At 69.8% G+C, this 19,197-nt stretch carries 17 protein-coding genes, 1 tRNA gene and 1 pseudogene; 10 read left to right on the top strand and 9 right to left on the bottom strand.

The window, feature by feature from the left end; genetic code table 11:
- Window positions 1-30: 30 nt before the first annotated feature.
- From ACZ4N4_RS24725 to ACZ4N4_RS24710, 4 genes are read right to left on the bottom strand one after another with little or no spacing between them, the layout of a single operon-like run.
- On the bottom strand, window positions 31-1,947 hold the full coding sequence (locus tag ACZ4N4_RS24725; protein WP_467592146.1) for an amylo-alpha-1,6-glucosidase: 1,917 nt from the start codon (window positions 1,945-1,947) through the stop codon (window positions 31-33).
- On the bottom strand, window positions 1,944-3,299 hold the full coding sequence (locus ACZ4N4_RS24720) for an MGH1-like glycoside hydrolase domain-containing protein (RefSeq protein WP_467592144.1): 1,356 nt from the start codon (window positions 3,297-3,299) through the stop codon (window positions 1,944-1,946). The genes ACZ4N4_RS24725 and ACZ4N4_RS24720 overlap by 4 nt, the downstream gene beginning before the upstream one ends.
- Window positions 3,296-4,096 (bottom strand): sugar phosphate isomerase/epimerase family protein, encoded by an 801-nt coding sequence (locus ACZ4N4_RS24715; RefSeq protein WP_467592142.1) that lies wholly within the window; start codon window positions 4,094-4,096, stop codon window positions 3,296-3,298. Before ACZ4N4_RS24715 ends, ACZ4N4_RS24720 begins: the two co-directional genes overlap by 4 nt.
- 19 nt (window positions 4,097-4,115) lie before the next feature.
- The gene (locus ACZ4N4_RS24710) at window positions 4,116-5,162 is read right to left on the bottom strand and encodes a zinc-dependent alcohol dehydrogenase (RefSeq protein WP_453574262.1); all 1,047 of its coding nucleotides are present in this window, start codon (window positions 5,160-5,162) and stop codon (window positions 4,116-4,118) included.
- A gap of 129 nt (window positions 5,163-5,291) precedes the next feature.
- Here ACZ4N4_RS24710 and ACZ4N4_RS24705 point away from each other — a divergent pair, with 129 nt between their 5' ends.
- The 5 genes from ACZ4N4_RS24705 to ACZ4N4_RS24685 all read left to right on the top strand — a co-directional run bounded on the left by ACZ4N4_RS24705 (window position 5,292) and on the right by ACZ4N4_RS24685 (window position 10,781).
- Window positions 5,292-6,695, top strand: a complete 1,404-nt coding sequence (locus ACZ4N4_RS24705) for an ABC transporter substrate-binding protein (protein WP_467592140.1) — start codon at window positions 5,292-5,294, stop codon at window positions 6,693-6,695.
- A 29-nt stretch (window positions 6,696-6,724) separates the two neighbouring features.
- The gene (locus ACZ4N4_RS24700) at window positions 6,725-7,747 is read left to right on the top strand and encodes a carbohydrate ABC transporter permease (RefSeq protein WP_453385025.1); all 1,023 of its coding nucleotides are present in this window, start codon (window positions 6,725-6,727) and stop codon (window positions 7,745-7,747) included.
- Window positions 7,744-8,610: a carbohydrate ABC transporter permease gene (locus tag ACZ4N4_RS24695; protein ID WP_450767799.1), complete on the top strand. Its 867-nt coding sequence runs from the start codon at window positions 7,744-7,746 to the stop codon at window positions 8,608-8,610. Before ACZ4N4_RS24700 ends, ACZ4N4_RS24695 begins: the two co-directional genes overlap by 4 nt.
- 4 nt (window positions 8,611-8,614) lie before the next feature.
- The gene (locus tag ACZ4N4_RS24690) at window positions 8,615-9,829 is read left to right on the top strand and encodes an ROK family protein (RefSeq protein WP_467592137.1); all 1,215 of its coding nucleotides are present in this window, start codon (window positions 8,615-8,617) and stop codon (window positions 9,827-9,829) included.
- Between the two features lie 67 nt (window positions 9,830-9,896).
- On the top strand, window positions 9,897-10,781 hold the full coding sequence (locus ACZ4N4_RS24685; RefSeq protein WP_467592818.1) for a Gfo/Idh/MocA family protein: 885 nt from the start codon (window positions 9,897-9,899) through the stop codon (window positions 10,779-10,781).
- Between the two features lie 213 nt (window positions 10,782-10,994).
- On the opposite strand, the gene ACZ4N4_RS24680 is transcribed toward ACZ4N4_RS24685, so the two are convergent.
- A tRNA-Met gene (locus ACZ4N4_RS24680) sits at window positions 10,995-11,072 on the bottom strand.
- Window positions 11,073-11,794: 722 nt separating this feature from the next.
- On the opposite strand from ACZ4N4_RS24680, the gene ACZ4N4_RS24675 reads away from it, so the two are divergent.
- Entirely contained in the window at window positions 11,795-12,049 is a 255-nt protein-coding gene (locus ACZ4N4_RS24675; protein ID WP_453574257.1) for a Smr/MutS family protein, read from the top strand.
- A 461-nt stretch (window positions 12,050-12,510) separates the two neighbouring features.
- Here ACZ4N4_RS24675 and ACZ4N4_RS24670 read toward each other — a convergent pair whose 3' ends face one another.
- Window positions 12,511-13,587 (bottom strand): fatty acid desaturase family protein, encoded by a 1,077-nt coding sequence (locus tag ACZ4N4_RS24670; RefSeq protein WP_467592135.1) that lies wholly within the window; start codon window positions 13,585-13,587, stop codon window positions 12,511-12,513.
- Window positions 13,588-13,800: 213 nt separating this feature from the next.
- Window positions 13,801-14,529, bottom strand: coding sequence for a DUF2625 domain-containing protein (locus ACZ4N4_RS24665; RefSeq protein ID WP_467592133.1), 729 nt, complete (start codon window positions 14,527-14,529; stop codon window positions 13,801-13,803).
- A 71-nt stretch (window positions 14,530-14,600) separates the two neighbouring features.
- Between ACZ4N4_RS24665 and ACZ4N4_RS24660 the strand changes: the two genes are divergently transcribed.
- Window positions 14,601-14,948 (top strand): hypothetical protein, encoded by a 348-nt coding sequence (locus tag ACZ4N4_RS24660; protein ID WP_467592131.1) that lies wholly within the window; start codon window positions 14,601-14,603, stop codon window positions 14,946-14,948.
- Between the two features lie 132 nt (window positions 14,949-15,080).
- Window positions 15,081-16,319, top strand: a complete 1,239-nt coding sequence (locus tag ACZ4N4_RS24655; protein WP_467592129.1) for an acyltransferase family protein — start codon at window positions 15,081-15,083, stop codon at window positions 16,317-16,319.
- Window positions 16,320-16,647: 328 nt separating this feature from the next.
- Here the strand turns inward: ACZ4N4_RS24655 and ACZ4N4_RS24650 are convergent, their stop codons facing one another.
- Window positions 16,648-17,313, bottom strand: a complete 666-nt coding sequence (locus ACZ4N4_RS24650; protein WP_467592127.1) for a hypothetical protein — start codon at window positions 17,311-17,313, stop codon at window positions 16,648-16,650.
- A 227-nt stretch (window positions 17,314-17,540) separates the two neighbouring features.
- Complete coding sequence (locus ACZ4N4_RS24645; RefSeq protein WP_467592125.1) at window positions 17,541-17,978, bottom strand: DUF6233 domain-containing protein; 438 nt, start codon at window positions 17,976-17,978, stop codon at window positions 17,541-17,543.
- Between the two features lie 163 nt (window positions 17,979-18,141).
- Here ACZ4N4_RS24645 and ACZ4N4_RS24640 point away from each other — a divergent pair, with 163 nt between their 5' ends.
- Both ACZ4N4_RS24640 and ACZ4N4_RS24635 read left to right on the top strand, forming a co-directional pair.
- Window positions 18,142-18,516, top strand: a complete 375-nt coding sequence (locus ACZ4N4_RS24640; RefSeq protein ID WP_453574245.1) for an STAS domain-containing protein — start codon at window positions 18,142-18,144, stop codon at window positions 18,514-18,516.
- Window positions 18,517-18,583: 67 nt separating this feature from the next.
- Window positions 18,584-18,715, top strand: a pseudogene (locus tag ACZ4N4_RS24635) (Ku protein); the annotation flags it as partial.
- Window positions 18,716-19,197 lie beyond the last annotated feature (482 nt).

The following is a 19,197-nucleotide window of genomic DNA, read 5'->3' as shown; positions in this document are numbered from 1 at the left end:
GTCCGGTGGCGTCCTCTCCCACTGCCTTGTCTATGTGAGGTCCAGTGCCGTCCTGAGGGCGAGGGGCGTCGCCGCGGCCCACGCTTGCGGGGAGCATGAGTGGAGGTAGGGGACCGGCCGGGTCGTGGCGGTGCGGTCGTAGCCGGCGAGTACTTCGGGCAGCCGGTACTGGTGATGAGCGGCTGCCGCGACGAGCCCGTCGGTGACCGTGCGGACCTCCTGGGCGAGTCCGTAGCGGGCGAGGCCCATCGCGATGACGGCGTTGTCGTGTGGCCATGCGCTGCCGCGGTGGTAGGACAAGGGGTGAAACGGGCGCTGTCCGGCGGCGAGCGTGCGGATGGCCCAGCCGGAGAAGAAGTCGGGGCGCAGGAGGCGTTGTCCCACCCGGCGGGCCAGGTCCGCGTCGAGGATGCCCGACCACAGCAGGTGGCCGGCGTCGGAGGCGAGTGCGTCGACCTGTCGGCCGTTGCCGTCCAGGGCGAGGGCGGGGAAGTCCGCCTGTGGCATCCAGAAGTCGGCGGTGAAGCGAGTGCGTAGCGCTTCGGCACTCTCGCGCAGCCGGTGGGCGTACGGTTCGTCGTGCCAGACCTCCGCCGCCAGTCGGGCGGTTCGGGTCAGGGCGTCGTAGGCGTACCCCTGGGCTTCGGACACGGCGACGGGTCCCTGTGCCTGGGTGCCGTCGGCGAAGCAGATGGCACCCGCCGAGTCCTTCCAGTTCTGGTTCACCAGACCGTTGGGGTCGGGCTGGTAGACGAGGTAGCCGTGCTTGTCCAGGCCGCCGTCGGTGAGCATCCAGTCGACGGCTCGCCGGGCATGCTGTTCGAGCCGTACGGCGAGGGTCGGGTCGCCGGTCGTCTCGTGGTGGGCGTGGAGCAACACCAGGAAGAGCGGGGTGGAGTCGACGGCACCGTAGTACCGGCCGTAGGGAACCTGCCGGAAGTGCGCCAGTTCGCCGTGGCGTGTCTCGTGGACGATGCGACCGGGCTGTTCGCCGCTCACCGGGTCATGCTGGCGCCCCTGGGTGGTGGCGAGAGCGCTCAGGGTCGCCGCGGCCGTCTCCGGCCGGTAGGGGAGCAGGAAATAGGACGTCAGCAGTGAGTCACGGCCGAACAGCGTGAAGAACCAAGGGATGCCCGCGGCGGGAACATGGACTTCCTCGCCGTCCACTCCGGTGACGGCGATGGTCAGCAGGTCGATGTCCGCGAGGCCTCGCTCGCAGGTGCGTTCGAGCGGGTCGTCTGCCCTTGCCGGACGCGGTGCCGGCCGTTGGACGGCAGGTGCTGCGGAGGCGCCCGGCAGTCCGTGCGGCAGGGCGCGGACGGTCAGGTGCAGGTCGGCTTCGCCGTGGGCGGCGAGGGCGAGGTCCCAGCCGAGGGTGCGCGCGGTGGAGTCGGGCAGCCCGGGGGAGCGGTCCGTGGTGTCGGGGGCGGGCCGGGAGGTGAGGACGGTCCGGGAGTGCCAGTCGTGTCGCCGGTAGTCGAAGTGCAGCGCGTCGTCGGTGCGGTGGACTTGGAGCTCGGCGCCTGGCTTTTCGTAGCGGCGGTCGTCGGCGCGCAGTTCGAACAGGTCCGAGAAGTCGGCGTCCACGGTGATCCGGACGTGCGCGGTGACCGGTTCGGGGCGGTTGCTGACCAGCCGCAGATGCTCGGTCAGGACACCTGCCGCGACCTTCTGGCTGCGGAAGACGGTGTAGGCGGGCGGGTTGTCCCGAGTGCCCTGCGGTGTCAGGACGCAGGTGGCTGTGTCGTCGGCGTCGGCGGTGGCGGGTATCAGCGGGATGGGCGCGGCGCCGTCGACGGTGAGCTGCCAGCGGCTGAGGTGACGGGCGTCGCGAAGGAACAGTCCGTCGGGGGCGGTGCCGAGGGTGCCGCTGATGTTCCCGGCGGCGTCCACCCGGGCGAAGGTGGCGTCGCGTACCAGCTGGACGCCGGTGTCGGCCGAGGTCATGGCAGGGGCTCCTGTGGGTCTGTGCTGGCCAGGTCGAGGGCGAGGGCGGCGGTCCATGAGAAGTTCCGTGCTCCGCGAGCGGCTCCTGTGAGCGGGTCGATGTACTCGGCGAAGCCGGACTTCTCCGCCTCGCCGAGGAAGCCCTGCCGCAGGTGTTCGGCGCTCTCGTGCAGGCCGTGCGTGCGCAGACCGCGGTGGATCAGCCAGGCGGTGTTGAACCAGGCGGGGCCGCGCCAGTAGCGCTGGGCGTCGAACGCGGGCCCGGTCAGGTCGTAGCTCGGCACCAGAGGGGTGGCCGGCGCGGTGAAGCGCGGGCCGGTGAGTGTGTCCAGGAGACGGGTGACGATGTGCTGCGGCAGGTGCGGGGCGAGCAGGGGAACGAGGCCGGTGACGGCGTGCTCTTCCACCAGAGTGTCGGTGGCCAGGTCGCGTACGTGGAATATGCCTGCGCCGTCGTCCCACAGCCGGGTCACGAGGTGCCTGGTGAGGGCGTCGGCGCGGGCCGTGTGCGCCGCGGGGTTCGCACCGGTCTCCCGGGCCATGGCGGCCAGGGCTCGTTCGCCGGTGATCAGCAGGGCGTTGAAGCACGGGTCTTCCACCGCGAAGGCGCGCCGGCCGGCACGGTCGTCGTAGCCGGCGTCGCGGTAGTCCGTGACGAGGCGGACGTAGCGGCCGTAGTCCAGGTCGGTGGGCCGGTCGGCGGGGTGACCGTGGTTGAGGTCGGCACGGCGGAAGGAGTCGGCAGGGGCGGGCACGACGCGCTTGAGGGCGGTGTCCCAGCACGGGCTGTTGTCGGTACCCGGTTCCCAGGGGTGGACCACGGCGGCCAGTCCTCCGCCGCCGAGGTCGCGGCGGTCGAGGAGGTAGTCGTGCCAGGCGGCGAGGCGTGGCAGCACGCGGGTGAGGAAGCCGCGGCGTCGTGATTCCTCGGGGTCGGCGCGGTGGACGAGCCAGGCCGCCAGTGCGTGCACCGGCGGCTGGACGATGCCGGAGGTCTGCGGTGCCGACGGTGCTCCGGCCGGCCTGCCGGCGGTGGACGACTGCCAGAAGTCCGGGCTGGGGAAGTAGGCGTCGTGGGGTACGGCGGGGTTGAAGACGATGTGCGGGATGCGTCCGTCCGCCCACTGCGCGGACAGCAGTGACTCCAGTTCCTGCTGGGCCCGGCGCACCGACAGGTGGCGCAGCCCGATGGCGATGAAGGCGGAGTCCCAGCTCCACTGGTGGGGGTAGAGGGTGCGGGAGGGGACGGTCGAGGAGCCGGTCCAGTTGTCCAGCAGGACCCGTGCCGCACCGCGCCGCAGTGTCAGGGCTGCGGCGGCGGTGGGCACGGGCCGGTCCAGGAGTGACTTCACGCGCCCGACCTCTTGAGGAGGGCGGGGACGGAGCGCACGGCTTCGGCCGGGTCGCCGGTCAGCCGGCATTCGAGGGCGAGGTGGCCGTCGTAGCCGATGGTGTGCAGGGCGCCGAGCCAGGCGGCCCAGTCGAGGTGCCCGGCGCCGGGCTGGAAGCGGTTGGAGTCGGAGACCTGGGCGTGGGCGATGAGGTCGGCGTGGGCGAGGATGGCCGCTGCGGGGTCGGTCTCCTCGATGTTCATGTGGTAGCTGTCGATGCCGATCCGGATCGAGTCCAGGCCGGTGGCGCGGATCAGGTCGGCCGCCTGTTCCAGCCGGTTGACCATGTGGTCCTCGTACCGGTTGAGCGGTTCCAGGAAGAGGGTGACGCCTTCCCTGCGGGCGTGCTCGCCCAGTTCGGCCAGTCCGGACAGCAGCACCTCGCGGTCCTGCGCCTCGCTGCGCGGCGGTTCGAAGGGCGGCAGGCGGCGGGAGAACATGCCGTAGGACGCCGGGGTCTGGGCGCCCAGACCGCCGATCTCCGCGATCACGGTGAGCTGGGACTTCATCTGGACGATGGCGTCGCGGCGCAGGTCGTCGTCGAAGGCGCCGAAGAAGTGGAGCATGTCGACGCATACGGTGGGCATGACCACGCCGTCCTTGCCGGCCTGCTTCAGCTCGGGAAGGCGGGAGGCGAAGTGCAGGTCGCCCTTGCCGCGCAGTTCGATGGCGTCGTAGCCCGCCTCCTGGGCGAACTCCCACTTGGCCTGCAGGGTGTCTCCGGGCAGGAGTTGCTCCTGCGCCGCGGTCTTGAACATGAGGGGCCTTTCGAAAGGTTCAGAATTCCAGCACGACCTGAAGCGCCTCGGCGGGGCGCTCGTCCAGCAGCACGTAGGCCTCGGCGGCGTCCGCGACGGGGACGACGTGGCTCACGAGGGCGGCGACGTCCACCTGCCCCTCGGCGACCAGCCGCAGGAAGGTCTGCTGGAGGCGCTCCACGCTCCAGCGGTGGGAGAGCTGGGGCGGCACGCCGCCGATCTGGGAGCAGATGAGCTGGACGCGGTTGTGGTGGAACTCGTCCCCCAGCCGCAGGCCGCTGCCGTCGCCCTGATAGAAGCCGGAGGCCACCACCCGGCCGCCGACGGCGACCGAGCGCAGGGCCTCGTGCAGCGCGGGGTAGGCGCCGCTGATCTCGATGGCGAGGTCGGCGCCGAGGCCGCCGGTGGCGTCGCGGACGCGTTCGGCGACGGCGTCGGTTCGGGCGTTGAGGGTGTGATGTGCGCCGTAGCGCCTGGCGGTCTCCAGGCGGCCGTCGAGGGCGTCGACGGCGGTGACGCGGGCGCCGCTGAGCTGGGCGAGGCGGGTGGTGAGCAGTCCGATGACGCCCTGGCCGAAGACGGTCACGTCCTCGCCGAGGTGGATGTCGCCTGCCAGGACGGCGTTGTAGGCGATGGCGCCGACCCGGGCGAAGGCGCCGGCCAGCGGTTCCAGGCCTGCGGGCAGGGTGTGGCCGATCATGCGCTCGGCGGGGACGATGCCCTCGCTGCGGTGACCCCAGATGCCCCACACCAGATCGCCCGGCTGCGGCAGGCCCGGGGTGCCGGCCAGGTCGGGTGCGGCCTCGATGACCTCGCCGACCTCGGAGTAGCCCCAGCCGGCGACGGGGTACTGGATGCCGGCCGCGCCGTCGCGGAACAGCCGGGCCTCCGGGTCCCAGGTGCGCGTCAGGTACGGGTTCGTTCCGCGATATGCGGTTAGTTCCGTTCCTGCTGATATGCCCGAATAGCGAGTTCGGACCCTCAGGTGCCCGGCGGGCAGTGCGGCTTCGGCCTGCTCGGTTATCTCGACCCGGCGAGGGCCGGTGAATTGGACGACGCGTTCCACGGATGTCTCCGACAGGGGGGTGTGCGAGTGCGGTTGCGTCGACACTATCCCTCACTTATGTCTTGTCAACAAGCAAAAGTGATGCTGTGATGCGTCTCCAGCAGACATAAGTTCGAGCAAGGACACGCAATGCACACCATGAGCCGGCGATCGAAGGCGATCGCGGTGGGCATCACGGCCGCCCTGGGCCTGGGCATGCTCACGGGCTGCGCCAACAGCACAGGCCCCGGAAAACCCGACCGGGAGATCACGGTCTGGTCCCAGGAGAACCTCCCGGATCGCGTCGCCGTGACGCAGAAGATCGTCGACGGGTTCGAGCGGAAGACCGGCATCAAGGTCCATCTCGTCGGCGTCGACGAGGGCCAGATGCCCCAGCTGATCATGTCCGCCGCCGCCTCGGGAACGCTGCCGGACGTCATCGGTGCCGCCCCCATGGGCCAGGTCTGGCAGATGTACACCAACGGCCTGCTCAACACCGAGATACCCCGCCAGATCATCGACAAGCTGGGGCGCGGCACGTTCAACGCCAACGCGCTGAAACTGACCTCGGACGCCGGCACGAGTCTCGGCGTGCCCTCGGACGCCTGGCTGCAGCTGCTCGTCTACCGCAAGGACCAGTTCGACGAGAAGCACCTCGAAGCCCCCGACACCTACGCCAAGGCGCTCAGCGGTGCCAAGGCGCTGACGACGAAAGGGCGTTACGGCATCGCCGCGGCCACCGACCCGGGCGACGCCTTCACCTCGCAGAGCTTCGAGAGCCTCGCCCTCGCCGACAACTGCCAGCTCGTCGACGACCACCACCACGTCGCCCTCGACTCGCCCGAGTGCCAGACGGCGTTCAAGACCTACGACGAACTCGCCCGCACCTACGGGGCCCCGGGCACCCAGACCGTCGACTCCACCCGCGCCACCTACTTCGCCGGCCAGTCCTCCATGATCGTCTGGTCCACGTTCCTGCTCGACGAACTCGCCGGCCTGCGCAAGGACGCCCTGCCCAGCTGCCCGCAGTGCAAGAACGACCCGCAGTACCTCGCGCGCAACAGCGGCATCACCACCGCGATGCAGGGCCCGGACGCGACCGACGCCGCCCAGTTCGGCGAGATCACCTCATGGGTGACCACCAAGACCGCCGAGACCGCGGCGTCCCGTGAGTTCATCGCGTACATGATGGGCACCGGCTACGAGTCCTGGTTCGGCATGGCACCCGAAGGCAAGATCCCTGTCCGTACCGGGACCGTCACGCAACCCGGACGCTACCTCGAGGCCTGGCGGCACAGCGAGATCGGTGTCGACACCAAGAAGCCCTTCGACCAGGTCTACCCCGCGAGTCTGCTCGATCAACTCGCGGCCGGAGTCGGCAACATGCGGCGCTGGGGCATCACCCAGGGCGAGGGGGCGCTGGTCGGCGCCACCAACGGTGAACTCCCCGTACCGAAGGCTATCGGCGCCATGACCAGCGGTCAGATCTCGCCTGCGCAAGCAGCTCAGGAGGCCGACGACGACGTCTCCGCCCTGCAGAAGTCCCTCCAGTAGCCGCCCCGCACGTCACAAAGGTCACTCTCATGACAACAGCCCCCGCCGGCACACCGCAGCGCCGGCACACCGACAGCCGGCCCACGGACAGGCCCGCCGAACGCCGCCGCCGGCCGATGACGGCGAGCCGCCGCGCCAACCGCGCAGGCCTGGCGTTCGTCTCGCCCACGTTCGTCGTCGTCCTCGTGGTGGTCATCCTGCCCATCCTGTGGACGGTCCTTCTTGCGTTCCAGCACGCCAAACTGGTCGACATCCAGGGCATGGGCCTGTTCGGCAACTGGACCCTCGACAACTTCGACCAGGTCTTCGGCTCGGCGGGCTTCTGGTCGAGCCTGACCACCACCCTGCTGTACACGGCGGGCGCCACGTTCGGATCCGTGGCTCTCGGCCTGATCGCCGCGCTCGCCCTGCGCAAGCCCTTCCGCGGCCGCGGTCTGCTGCGCGCCGCGATGCTGCTGCCCTACGTCGCCCCCGTCGTCGCCGTCTCCTTCGTGTGGGAGGTGGCCCTCAGCCCCCAGTACGGCGTGGTCAACAACTGGGGCCGGCGCCTGTTCGGATGGGACGACCCGATCGCCTTCCTGTCCACCCGCGAGTACGAAGTCCACGTGCTCGGAGCGCACTTCGACATACCCCTGGCGCTGCTGACCGTCATCGCCTTCGAGACCTGGCGGTACTTCCCCTTCGCGTTCCTGTTCATCCTGGCCCGGCTGCAGGCGGTCCCCGACGGCCTGGAAGAGGCCGCCCTGGTCGACGGCGCCACCCCCACCCAGCGCTTCCGCCACATCCTGCTGCCGCAGCTGATGCCCGTCATCGCCCTGCTGTGCGTCCTGCGTTTCATCCTGACCTTCAACAAGTTCGACGACGTCTACCTGCTGACCGGCGGCGGGGCGGGCACCAACGTCGCGGCCGTACGGGTCTACGACTTCCTCACGGCCCGCTACGACGTGGGAGCCGCCTCGGCCCAGGCCCTCGTCCTGGCCGTCTCGCTCATGATCCTCATGGGCCTCTACTTCAAGTTCTTCGGCAACAAGGTCCAGGAGGAGTCGGCATGAGCCGGGCCCAGATCGAGGACAGGTTTTTCGGCGTCCTGCGCTGGTTCGTCATCGCGTTCCTCGTGGTGATCACCGTGGTGCCCTTCTACTACATGCTGCTGCTGTCGTTGAAGCCCATCGACGCGCTGCTGCTGGACCCGGGCTCACTGTGGGTCTCCAGCAAGGACTTCACCCTGTCCACGTACCGCGACGTGCTGCGCTCCACCGACGACGGCGGCCAGGGCTTCCTCAAGTTCCTGCTCAACTCCGCCCTGGTCTCCCTCGGCACCGTCGCCCTGACACTCCTGGCCGCGGTGCCCGGCGCCTACGCGGTCAGCCGCCTGAAGTTCTTCGGCCATCGCCAGGTCAGCGCCCTCTTCCTGGCCGTCTACCTGTTCCCCGCCACCCTGCTGGCCGTCCCGCTGTTCGTCGTCTTCGCCAAGCTGCACCTGTCCTCCAGCCTGGTCGGGCTCGCCGTCGTCTACGTCGCCCAGACCGTGCCGGTGGCCATCTACATGCTGAAGAACTACCTCGTCACCATCCCCTACTCGATCGAGGAGGCCGCGGCGCTCGACGGCCTGAGCCGGCTGGGAACCCTGCGCAGGGTGGTCCTGCCGCTCGCGCTGCCGTCCCTCATGGCCACCGGCCTGTACGTCTTCATGATCGCTTGGAACGAGTTCCTGTTCGCCCTCCTGTTCCTGGCCGCGGACCCGGGCAAGTGGACGGTGCCGCTGGGCCTCGCCCAGCTCTCCAACGGAGTCGAGGTGCCCAAGACGGTGCTGATGGCCGGTTCGGTCGTACTCACGATTCCCGTCATACTCCTGTTCTTCGCCGCCGAGCGCTTGCTGACCGAGGGCCTGACAAGCGGAGCGGACAAGAGCTGAGACCATGAGGGACTTGATGCTGACGTCGAATCAGACCAGTGCGGGCGAGTTGCTGCAGCTCATCCGCAGCGGACGCGGGAACACCCGCGCGGATCTCCAACGGATCACCGGGCTGTCCCGTTCGACCGTCGGCCAGCGGCTGGACCTGCTCAACCGGGCGGGATGGCTCAAGCACGTCGCCGGTTCGTCGACCGGCGGACGCCCGTCCCAGCAGATCGTGTTCGATCCCCGGCACGCCTCGGTGATCGCCGTCGACCTGGAGACCAGGTACGCGCGGGCCGCGGTCCTCGACCTCGACGGCACCATCCTCGCCGAGAACACCGGGCCCCTGGACATCACCGAAGGACCCGAGGGGGTGCTGGACCAGCTCGCCCGGTGGTTCCCTGAACTGATCGCCGCCGCCGGCATCGACGCCGCCCATGTCTGCGGAATCGGGCTGTCCGTTCCCGGACCCGTCGAGTGGGAGACGGGACGGGTCATCGAACCGCCGATCATGCCGGGCTGGGACCGGTACCCCGTCCGGGAACGCCTGCAGCGGGCCTACGTCGAACACGTGGGCGTGAGCCGGGAGGACGGGCCCGTACCGGTCTTCGTCGACAACGACGCCAACCTCATGGCGCTGGCCGAGCACCAGGCCAACCACCGGGACTGCTCGGCCTTCGTACTCGTGAAGGTCTCCACCGGCATAGGCGCCGGCGTCGTCGTGAACGGCACGGTGTACCGCGGCATCGACGGCGGCGCCGGCGACATCGGGCACGTCCGCCTGCACGACCGGTCCGACGTCCTGTGCCTGTGCGGCTCGCACGGCTGCCTGGGGGCCGTGGCCAGCGGCCGGGCACTGGCCAGGGACCTGAGCGCCCTCGGCGCCGACGCCGTGTCCGCCGCCGACGTCAAGCGCCTGCTGTCCGAAGGCCACCCGGACGCCCTCCGGCTGGCACGGGAGGCCGGACGCCGGGCCGGCGAGGTCCTGGTGACCGTGGTCAGCCTGCTCAACCCGGGCGTCCTGATGATCGCCGGTGAACTTTCCGGAGCACCCTTCATGACCGGAGTCCGGGAACTGCTCTACCAGCGCGCCTTCCCCCGCGCCACCGCCAACCTGCAGGTCGTCACCTCACGGTTGGGCGAGCACGCGGGCGTCATCGGAGCGGCCGGCATGGTCGTCGAGATCCTCTACTCGTCCCACCGCGCCGACGACCGGCTCGGCAACCTGGCGTCCTGAGCCGACCACGGCGCAGCCGGCACCGCTCGATCGCACCACCCCTCGTCCAGACAGGAACACCGTGACCATCACCATCGACCCCTGGACCGGACCTCCCGTCGAGGTCGGACTCGTGGGCGCCGGACCCTGGGCCCGCGCCATGCACGCCCGCACGCTCGCCGCGGGACCGGAGACCCGCCTCGCCGCGGTGTGGGCGCGCCGCACCGAAGCCGCCCAGCAGACCGCCGCCCCCTACCACGCGCATGTCGCGGCCTCCTTCGACGAACTGCTCGACAGGTGCGAGGCCGTGGCGTTCGCCGTGCCCCCCGCCGTTCAGGCCGAACTCGCGCCGCTGGCCGCGCGACGGGGCAAAGCACTGCTGCTGGAGAAGCCGCTCGGCCCCGATCTGAAGGCGGCCCGACGCGTCACCGACGCCGTGCTCACCGCCGGTGTGGTTTCCCAACTCGTCCTGACCAAGCGCTACCACCCCGTCACCCAGGCCTTCTTGGAAGCCGCCCGCAGCCACGAGATATCGGGTGCTCGCTCCTGCTACCTCCACGGTGCCTTTCTCGGCGGCGAGTTCGCCACCGGCTGGCGTCTGGAGCACGGTGCCCTCCTCGACCTCGGTCCGCACCTGCTCGACCTGCTGGACGCTGCCGTGTCGCCCATCGCGAACATACGGAGCACAGGTGACGCCCGCCGCTGGATCGAACTGACCCTCGAGCACGAGAACGGAGCCGTCAGCCAGGCGTCCCTGTCGGGTTCCGTAGCCGTGCCCCACGCCCTCACCCGCGTCGAACTCTTCGGCGCCGAGGCGCCGTTGGTCTACGACACCGCCGACATCGACCATGAGGAGTGCTGGCCGGTCCTGCGTCACACGTTCGCTACGGCCGTGCGCACGCACGTGTCGCCGGAGCTCGACGCGGCACGAGGCCTGTACCTGCAAGCACTCATCGATCAAGCGTCCCGCTGAACAGGGGGACCCGCAGCAGCGCTGCTCGGCGGGGCACAGCGCTCGGCTGGAAGACCACCGGGACCGGCGCCGACGGCGGCGATTTCGCTTCCGGCAGCCGTGGTGCGGCGGCAGGCGGGGGATGGGCGGACGGCCGACCGTGCGACGGATGGGCAGGGCATGCGGCGGCCGCGCGCGGCCCCCTCCGTGTCGATCGGAGGGGGCCGAACCAACTGGTGGCGGGGGCGGGATTTGAACCGCGCGACCTCTGGGTTATGAGCCCAGCGAGCTACCTAACTGCTCCACCCCGCTTCGACATCCTCAGCTTAGGACCCGTGGGCGCGGAGGGCAGCTGATTTATCGCCGGACGGACCGCCTGGCGCCCGGTGCCGGCCGAGATCGGAGAGAGCGTCCGTGACGACGGGGTCGGGCAGGCGGCCCTTGGCCGCGAGTGGGACTGACCTGCTCGCTGAGATTCCCCCACCCGTCGCCGTCAGGCACACCCGCCCCTCATGCGGTCCTGATCGGTGCGGCACAATCGCGGTCAACGGTGCCGGCAACGGTTGGGGGTGGGAACGTGGGGCGTTCTGGCTGGCGAAGCCGACCGGCGGCGGTGAACCTCTCACGGCCCGAAATCCGCAAGGATCGGCACTGGTTCGACCTGGGTGTCGAGCTGGACCGGGCGGCTGAACGGCTTCAAGGGCGGATCTACGAGATCGACGGTCAGGACGGCACCGGCGAGGGGCGTCAAGGCCGGCCGGCCGACTTGAGCCACGTCCCGTCGCGCATGATGACTCCGCCGCGCATTTCCGGTTCGCCGCGCCAAGCGCACACTCTTCGGCACCCCGGGCACAACGGAAGGGTGGGTCGTTGCTTCCCGCGACGTCGAAGACGCCGTGGGTGGCTGAAATGCCGGTTGGTGGAGGCCTTGATGCTCTGCGAGTCGATGACGCTCGGGTAAGGGGCCCTGGCAGGGCGCCGCGTGACACACTTGGACCGGGTTGTCACAGGTGACGACAGCGGGAGGTACCACCTTGCTGACATTGGATCTGCATCCGATCTTCCGGAACAACCGCGACATCGAACTCTCGCTGAGGCAGATCGTCTTCCAGGCGAAACACACGGGGGAGCCCGTAGTGCAGATCATTCACGGCAAGGGCAGCGGACAGCTCAAGGCACGCGTCCTGGCGTTCCTCAGCCAGAAGCACATCAAGCGGCTGTACGACCGGCTGGAGGTCGACACGGCCAACACAGGCCGCATCCTGGTCCACTTCGCGCCACGCTCCTGAACCCCGTCTCGCCGCGGTTCGGGGCGAGACGCCGAGGCAACTGCTCCTGTGCACGACCGGCTCCTCCGGTCCCCCCGCCGCCAGGAGTGACCATGGCCGGTTCGGGTGCGAAGCCGTCGGCACGGTCGGCTTCGCTGAGCGGCGGCCTCCCGCTGCAGCCGCTCCCGGAGCACATGAGTACCGTCGGATGGTCATGGCACTGCGCGCCGCCCTCTTGTCGGTCAGGCCTCGCTGACCAGGCACTGGTACCGAATGCGGGGATGTCGTCCGCCCGGACGGATCATCCTCACCGCATGGACGCCGTCGGCGAGGACGGCGCCCTTTCCTGTTCGCCCCTTGCGAGAGCCGGCCCTGTACCGGCTCCGGCGCAGTGCGCAAGACAAGCGCGCGCAGCCCTGCGCTTTCGACTTCCGGACCGGGCCAGGGGCGCGCCTACCCGCGGCGTCGCCGGCCGCTCGCTGTCAGGACGCCTTCCGCTGCCGTCTGATGGGTGCCCCCACCCGGTGCAGGTGTGTGAGAGCCTCGCGGTAGGACTGGAGCAGCCCCGTCTCGTGGTAGGGCACGCCGATCTCCTCGCAGTACGCGCTTACGACGACCTGGGCCCGCCGCAGATGAGGAGAGGGCATGCTCGGGAACAGATGGTGCTCGATCTGGTAGTTGAGGCCGCCGAGCATCAGGTCGATGAGCCGGCCGCCTCGCACGTTGCGGGAGGTGAGTACCTGGCGACGCAGGAAGTCGGGTCGGTCGTCGCCGCTGAAGGTGGGCATGCCCTTGTGGTTGGGAGCGAAGACGCTGCCGAGATACACACCGAAAAGGCACTGGTGCACGGCGAGGAACGCTATCGCCTTGCCGGGGGAGAGCAGCAGGAACAGTGCGGACAGGTAGCCCGCCATGTGCAGAAAGAGCAGGCCGCCCTCGAGCCGACGGCTCTTCATGGACGGCGAGAACAGCGCCCGCACGCTCGCCACGTGCAGGTTGAAGCCCTCCAGCGTCAGCAGCGGGAAGAACAAGAACGCCTGGTGGCCGCCGATGAAACGGGCCAGACCGTTGCTGTTGCGGGCCTGCTCGGCGGACCACACCAGGATGTCCGGGGCGACATCGGGGTCGAGTTCCTCGTGGTTGGGGTTGGCGTGGTGACGGGTGTGCTTGTTCATCCACCAGCCGTAGCTCATGCCGATGCCGAGGTTGCCGAAGAGCCGGCCCCAGACCGCGCTCGATCGCTGCTGCCGGAACACCTGCCGGTGCGCCAGGTCGTGGGCCACCAGCGCGATCTGACCGAAGATCAGGGCCATCGAGGCGGCGACCACCAACTGCCACCACGTGTCGCCCAGCGCCACGAAGGCTGCCCAACCCACCGCCAGCAGCCCGGTCACCAGAGTGAGCCGCACGATGTAGTAACCCTTGCGCCGCCGGAGCAGACCTGCCTCGGTGATGCGCTGGGACAGCCGTGCGAAGTCGCTGCCGCCGTCGGGGCGTTGTCCGCGGGAACGCACGGCGGCCGATGCGGTCGCCACCGAGGCGCCGGAGGAAGTTGTCATGCGGTCGAGTCTCGCTACGGCCGTCGTACCGGGACCAGCCTGTCAGCCCCAGACCTCCTGGGGGGCCGAGCCCCCACCACCCCATGGGGTTGTCCCCACCTCCGTACCCACTGAACTGGTCCTTCCCCGGGCGGTCAGGCCGGTTCGCTGCGTTCGCGGGCATCGCCACCGCACTCCCCTCCGCTGCTCGTCGGCTGAACGGGGCGGCCGATTTCACACGGCGCCGAGAAAGCCCGGATCAACACCGTCGAACTGCCGGCATGAGTCCCGCGCGACACCGAGCAGCTCTCTCATGGGAACGCCGCGGCGGCTGGTCGCGGAGATGTCCTGACGCGCCTCGGCGGACCACAACGGCGGGAACATTGACAGACCCTGGCTATTGGTCAGCGCGCGGACCTCCTCCTTCCAGCCGGGCCACCGTAGATCGGCGTAGAAGTCATCGAGTGCCCCGGACACCAGCCAGGCCACCCACGTCGAATGACCGACACCCAGAGCCTCCCAGCGAAGGGCATCCGGGGCGAAGTAGACAACCTCGCCAGGGGTGCCGGGACGGCCGGCGTCAGCGGGAGCGGCGCCGTTGAGAGCGAAGACGCCGCCCAGTACGTCGTGTGCCACCACCAGGCCGGTCTGCGATCGCCAACCCGGATCGAACGTTGCTGGGAACTGATTCATGCAGGCCAGGCCCGGCACTCCGTGCGCAGCTCCCCTTTCGGGGCTGCCGAAGACCCGCAACCATCCGTCGTCCACCAGCAGACCACCGCAGTGCAGTACCACCGCACCCAGGTATGACCCGGCCGTGACCTGCAACTGGAGGATGGACGCCCTACCCAGATCGCTGTCGGGTGGAAGCACCTCGACAGACACCGGGCCTGCGCCAAGTGTCTCTCTGAGTTCCGGCCAGGCCGGTTCCTCGACGTCGATCAGCTGGCTCAACTCACGCATGCCCGCATCGTCGCACCTGCACTGTGCGTCCCCACTGGCAGGGCGCGTAGACGAACCACCTGCCTGTCGGGATGACTTCTCAGCTTGTTCTCCACTGCGCGGCCACCGCGACCGCCACCATCTCGGTGACGCCCAGCCCTGTGGTCTACGGTCACCACGCCCTGGTGCAGTGGAGCGCGGCCTGCGTGTCCAACACGGCCGAGGTCGCGCTCGTGATCAGTGGGCCGGGCTTCAACCCGTCGACCGCCGTCTTCCCGGTCGGCGGTGGATCACACTCGGTGTTCATCGCCCAGAGCGGAACCGTCGGCTGGAGTGTCACCGTCGTCGACACGTCGCCGGGCACCGTGCTGCTCCCGGGATCCTCGGTCTCCAGTCAGGTCGCCGGGGCTGACCCGCCTCAACCGATCCACAAGTCCTGACCATTTCAAGGTGACGGGCTGGCTGACCGACGTTCGGCTCAGCGCCCAGCCAGGCGGCCGGCAAGCGGCGCTGATCTGTGGGGAACATGAGAATTTGTGTGATCCCACTGCGTCTGGGCAGTTGCAGCGGTCATGAGCACCCTCTATCGGAGCACGGCGGACGAGGTCACGGAGCAGACCCCGGACGCGCGAGCGACTCTTCAGGTCGTCCCCCCATCGGCGGAACGGGGCAAGGGCGGCGGGCGGGGCTTCTCGTCGGCTCTGCGTCGGGGTGGGCGGGTGGCGGGGCTGGACGGGTTGCGGACGATCGCCGTGCTGCTGGTGATCGTGTACCACGTGGAGCCGGACCTGGTGCCCGGGGGCTCGGTCGGCGTGGACGTGTTCTTCACGATCAGCGGGTTCGTCATCACCCGACTGCTGGTCGCCGAGTGGGCCCGTACCGGCCGGATCGGGCTGCGGTCGTTCTACCGGCGACGGTGGCTGCGGCTGATGCCGGCCCTGCTGGTGATGTGTGCGGTCACCGCCTTGCTGTCCGTGGCGCTCTCATTGCCGCTGTTCGACGGGGCGTGGGTGGCGGCGGTGCTGGCCGCAGGTTCGGTGGTCAACCTCGTTCGGGCCGCGGACCCCGGGACGTTCGCGGATCTCACCGCGCCACTCGGTCACACCTGGTCCCTGGGGGTGGAGGAGCAGTTCTACCTGGCCTGGCCGCTGCTCCTGCTGGTGCTGCTGCGGCGCGTGTCCGCGCGGGCGGTGCTGGCCTGGGTCGCGGCGCTGTGCGTCCTGCCGGTGCTCTGGCGGACGGTGCTCTGGGACCCCGCGGCGACGCACCGCATCTACAACGGCCCGGACACCCGTGCCGACCAGCTCCTCGTCGGCGCGCTGCTGGCTGTCGTTCTGGCCCGGCTCCGAGCCGACGACCCCCGCCTGGCACTGCTGCGCCGATGGGCGGGACGGCTCGGGTGGCCGGCGCTGGCGTTGCTGGGAGTCATTGCCTGGCAGATTCCGATCACCGAGGCCACCGGGTGGAGTCCGGTCTGGTACACGGTCGGATTCCTGGCCGCCGCTGTCCTGTCGGCCTGTGTGGTGGCCGCACTGGAACTGTGCCCACAGGCGTGGCCCTCCCGTCTGCTGTCGCTGGCCGCGCCGGCGTGGGTCGGGCGCAACCTCAGCTACGGGATGTACCTGTGGCACTACCCGGTCATCCGGCTGCTCCACGACCTCGGTGTGCACGGCGGCCGGCTGCTCGCCGCCGGCCTGGCGGCGACATTTGCTGTGGCCCTCGCTTCGTACGCCCTGATCGAACGCCCCCTGCTGCGGCGCAACCGGGACCAGGTGCGCCGACTGGAACCAGTTGTCGCCACAGCAGCCTGAGAGCTGGTGGCGACAGCGGCGAAGGCGCCAAGCCGTCGATGCCCGTCGTGGATTGCGTTGAGGCGACCCGGCGGATCGCGGGGGCAGCGGAGCCCTGGCGCTCGGGCTGACCACCTGGGAGGTGGACGCGCAGATGGGCGGCGCTCTGCGAGCCGGGACGAGCGACTTCCTGCCCATGGACATGCGTCCCGGCGAACTCGTCGACGCGATCCGTGTCACGGCGCGGGGCGACGCGCTGCCGCACGGTCCGGCAGGTGAGTGCGACCGGGCAGGCCGCGGTGCCCGGCCTGAAGGTCGGGCACCGCGACCGTCTCCTGCGCAGGCGGCGTCAGTGTTGCCGGGCCGGTAGGCCGGCGGCTGAATGCCGTGCGGCGCTGCGGTAGGTGGAGATGCCCAGGGCAAGCAGCCAGTAGCTGAGGATCGCGCCCATCAGGGCGGTGGTGCCCCAGCCGTTCGCCGCGTAGAAGTGCGCGGGGTTGTTGCCGAAGAACAGGGACGGTACGAAGATCAGGTTGACCCCGGCCAGGACGTAGGCCGAGCGGCCGGTCCAGCGCGGCAGCAGGTCCGTACGACAGACGCCGTAGCCCACCGTGATCAAGAAGGCCGCGAGCATGAGGCGGCCGATCGCTCCGTAGAGGATGTAGGTGCCGCTGACCGCAATGGTCGGGTCGATCGAGTGGTCGGCGGCGATGACCGCGCCGGCCTCCAGACCACTGGAGACCAGGGTGATCGTCGCGTAAACCAGCCCGGTGGCGAAGGCCATCGTGCCGACCCATTCATAGGCGGGGTTCACGCGCTTGACCAGTTCACGGAAGGCTGTCACGAACACGATCAGGAACGCCAGCGCGACGATTCCGATCAGCAACCGGGCCAGGACGTTCGAGTCCGGCGGCGGGCCGGAGTAGATGAAGTACAGCGGCACTTCGACGATGAAGGCGGTCGCGGCGGCGATGCACGTGAGGCCTGTCAGTCGCCTGGCGATGATTTCGTTCATGAGTGTCCCCCTGAGGCGTCCGTTGCTGGGTTTCTCGCTGGCTCATTGCCGACGAGGTCAACCTTGACGCTCGCGGCGACGCTGGTCGCTGGGCCTGGACACCGGATGGGGGGTGGTCCTACCGCCACCCCCTGCTGGAAGGTGGCGCGGGGACATGCAGACTGCCCGGAGCGTGAGGGCCGGCGCCAGGGCGGCGGGGCATTTGTTGGAGCGTGCGTCCTGGCCGGTCAAGTGACGTCGATGCCCAACTCGGTGTCCGGACGGCAGGCGTCGCAGGCTGTGAAGCCCTTGGGGTCATTCACGAGCGCCTGGCGGACGGCGTCGGCCGCGATGGGCCGGCTGCCCGTGAAGCCCCTGAGGCAGGTGCTGGTGTGGATGAGCGCGGCCTTTGAGGTGCCCGTGGGTCGTTCGATGATGAAGCGGCTCGGTGGGCGGCTTCCGGAATCGCGGCGGCCGGCGGGGGCGAGCGTGGGAGTTGGGGGCCGCTGCGGTGCTGATGGTGCAGGGCGTGGGGTCGCCTTGCGTTCGGCGCGGGAGATCGCCGCCAGGACGTCGCGGTGCTGGAGACGCAGGTAGGTGGCGACGGTTTCGGTGTCGGCGATCTGCTTGTCGAGGTGCGCCAGGATCGCGCGCAGGCGCGGGGGATCGGGCGGCAACTCGTTCATGCGTTCGATTCTAGAGGGTCCGTCCCGTGCCGGCAGCAGGGCGGTCACCGGCGCCAGGGATGCGGCCACCGGCCCCAGGAGTCCGGGACCCGCCCGGTGTGCGCGGCTACGGCCCTGCGCCGGCCTCTCGCGCAGGCGGGATCTTCACGACATACTCACCGGCATGAGTTCCGAGAGCGGTGAGGACAGGCCGCCGGATCCGACCACAGGGCACGCGGCGTCGCTGCCCCACCTCGTGCAGCGCGAGCAGGGCGACGCGTGGGTGGTGGCCGTCTTCGGCGCCTTCGATCTGAACTCGACGCCTGCCCTGTCGGCGGCGCTGGAGGCTGGTGCGCGGACGCACGCCAGGGTGGTGGTGGATGCTGCCGGCCTCACCTTCGCGGATTCGACGGTCCTGAACCTGCTGCTGCACTTCCACCGGGCGGCCGTGCTGCGGGTGGCCAGGCCCGCGCCCGCGCTTGCGCGGGTTCTGGAGCTGACGGGAGCGGACACCGTCCTGGAGGTCCGGCCGACGGTGGAGGACGCGCTCGCCCGGTGACGGGAGGGCCGGGCTGTGGGGGAGACCGTTGCCTGAGTGGGTCCGGGCCCTGTCACGAAGGTCTGCGATGCCCCGGAGCATCTGGTCCGGGGCGATCAGCTTCGGCCTGGTCATGATGCCGATTCAGGTGGTGAGCGCTACCGAGGAACATTCGGTGCGTTGCCGCCCGTACCACGTGGAGGGCATGGGCCCGGTGCGGGCCCCGACGGACAGGTGGCCGTGAAGCCGTACGAGCTGCTGCGGCGGGCGTTGGAGCGGTGCTCAGGGGGCGCTGTGACCAAGTTGGCGCCTGCTCGGCTTCCTCCGTATCGAGATCCGGTAGCCGCCGGTCGACGCCCATCCCGACCGGCAGGGCCGCCGAGACCACAAGGCCGCCCACCGCAAATATGGTGATCAGTAGTGGATGCGTGCGGCCGATGTCCGAAATGAGTCCGATATCGCGAATATGGCATGTGTGGCAGTATGTCAAGTGTGGCTTTTGGTGCTGCAGGCAGGCGAGAGGAGCGCACCATGATCGCCAAGCTGCTCGGCAAGCTGTCCTTCACCCGCCACTACGGTGCGTACGGGGCCCACGAATGGGATGCGTACGCCGGCGACGACTAGGACTGACCGCACTGCTGGCGGGCGCCCCCGGGTGCCCGCCAGTGCCCAGCCACGCTGCCGACGGCATCGGCCTGGACA

It is taken from the genome of Streptomyces sp. NPDC026538, from assembly GCF_055567535.1.
Note: the sequence above shows the minus strand (reverse complement) of the source record. Positions and strands in the feature narration are given on the sequence as shown.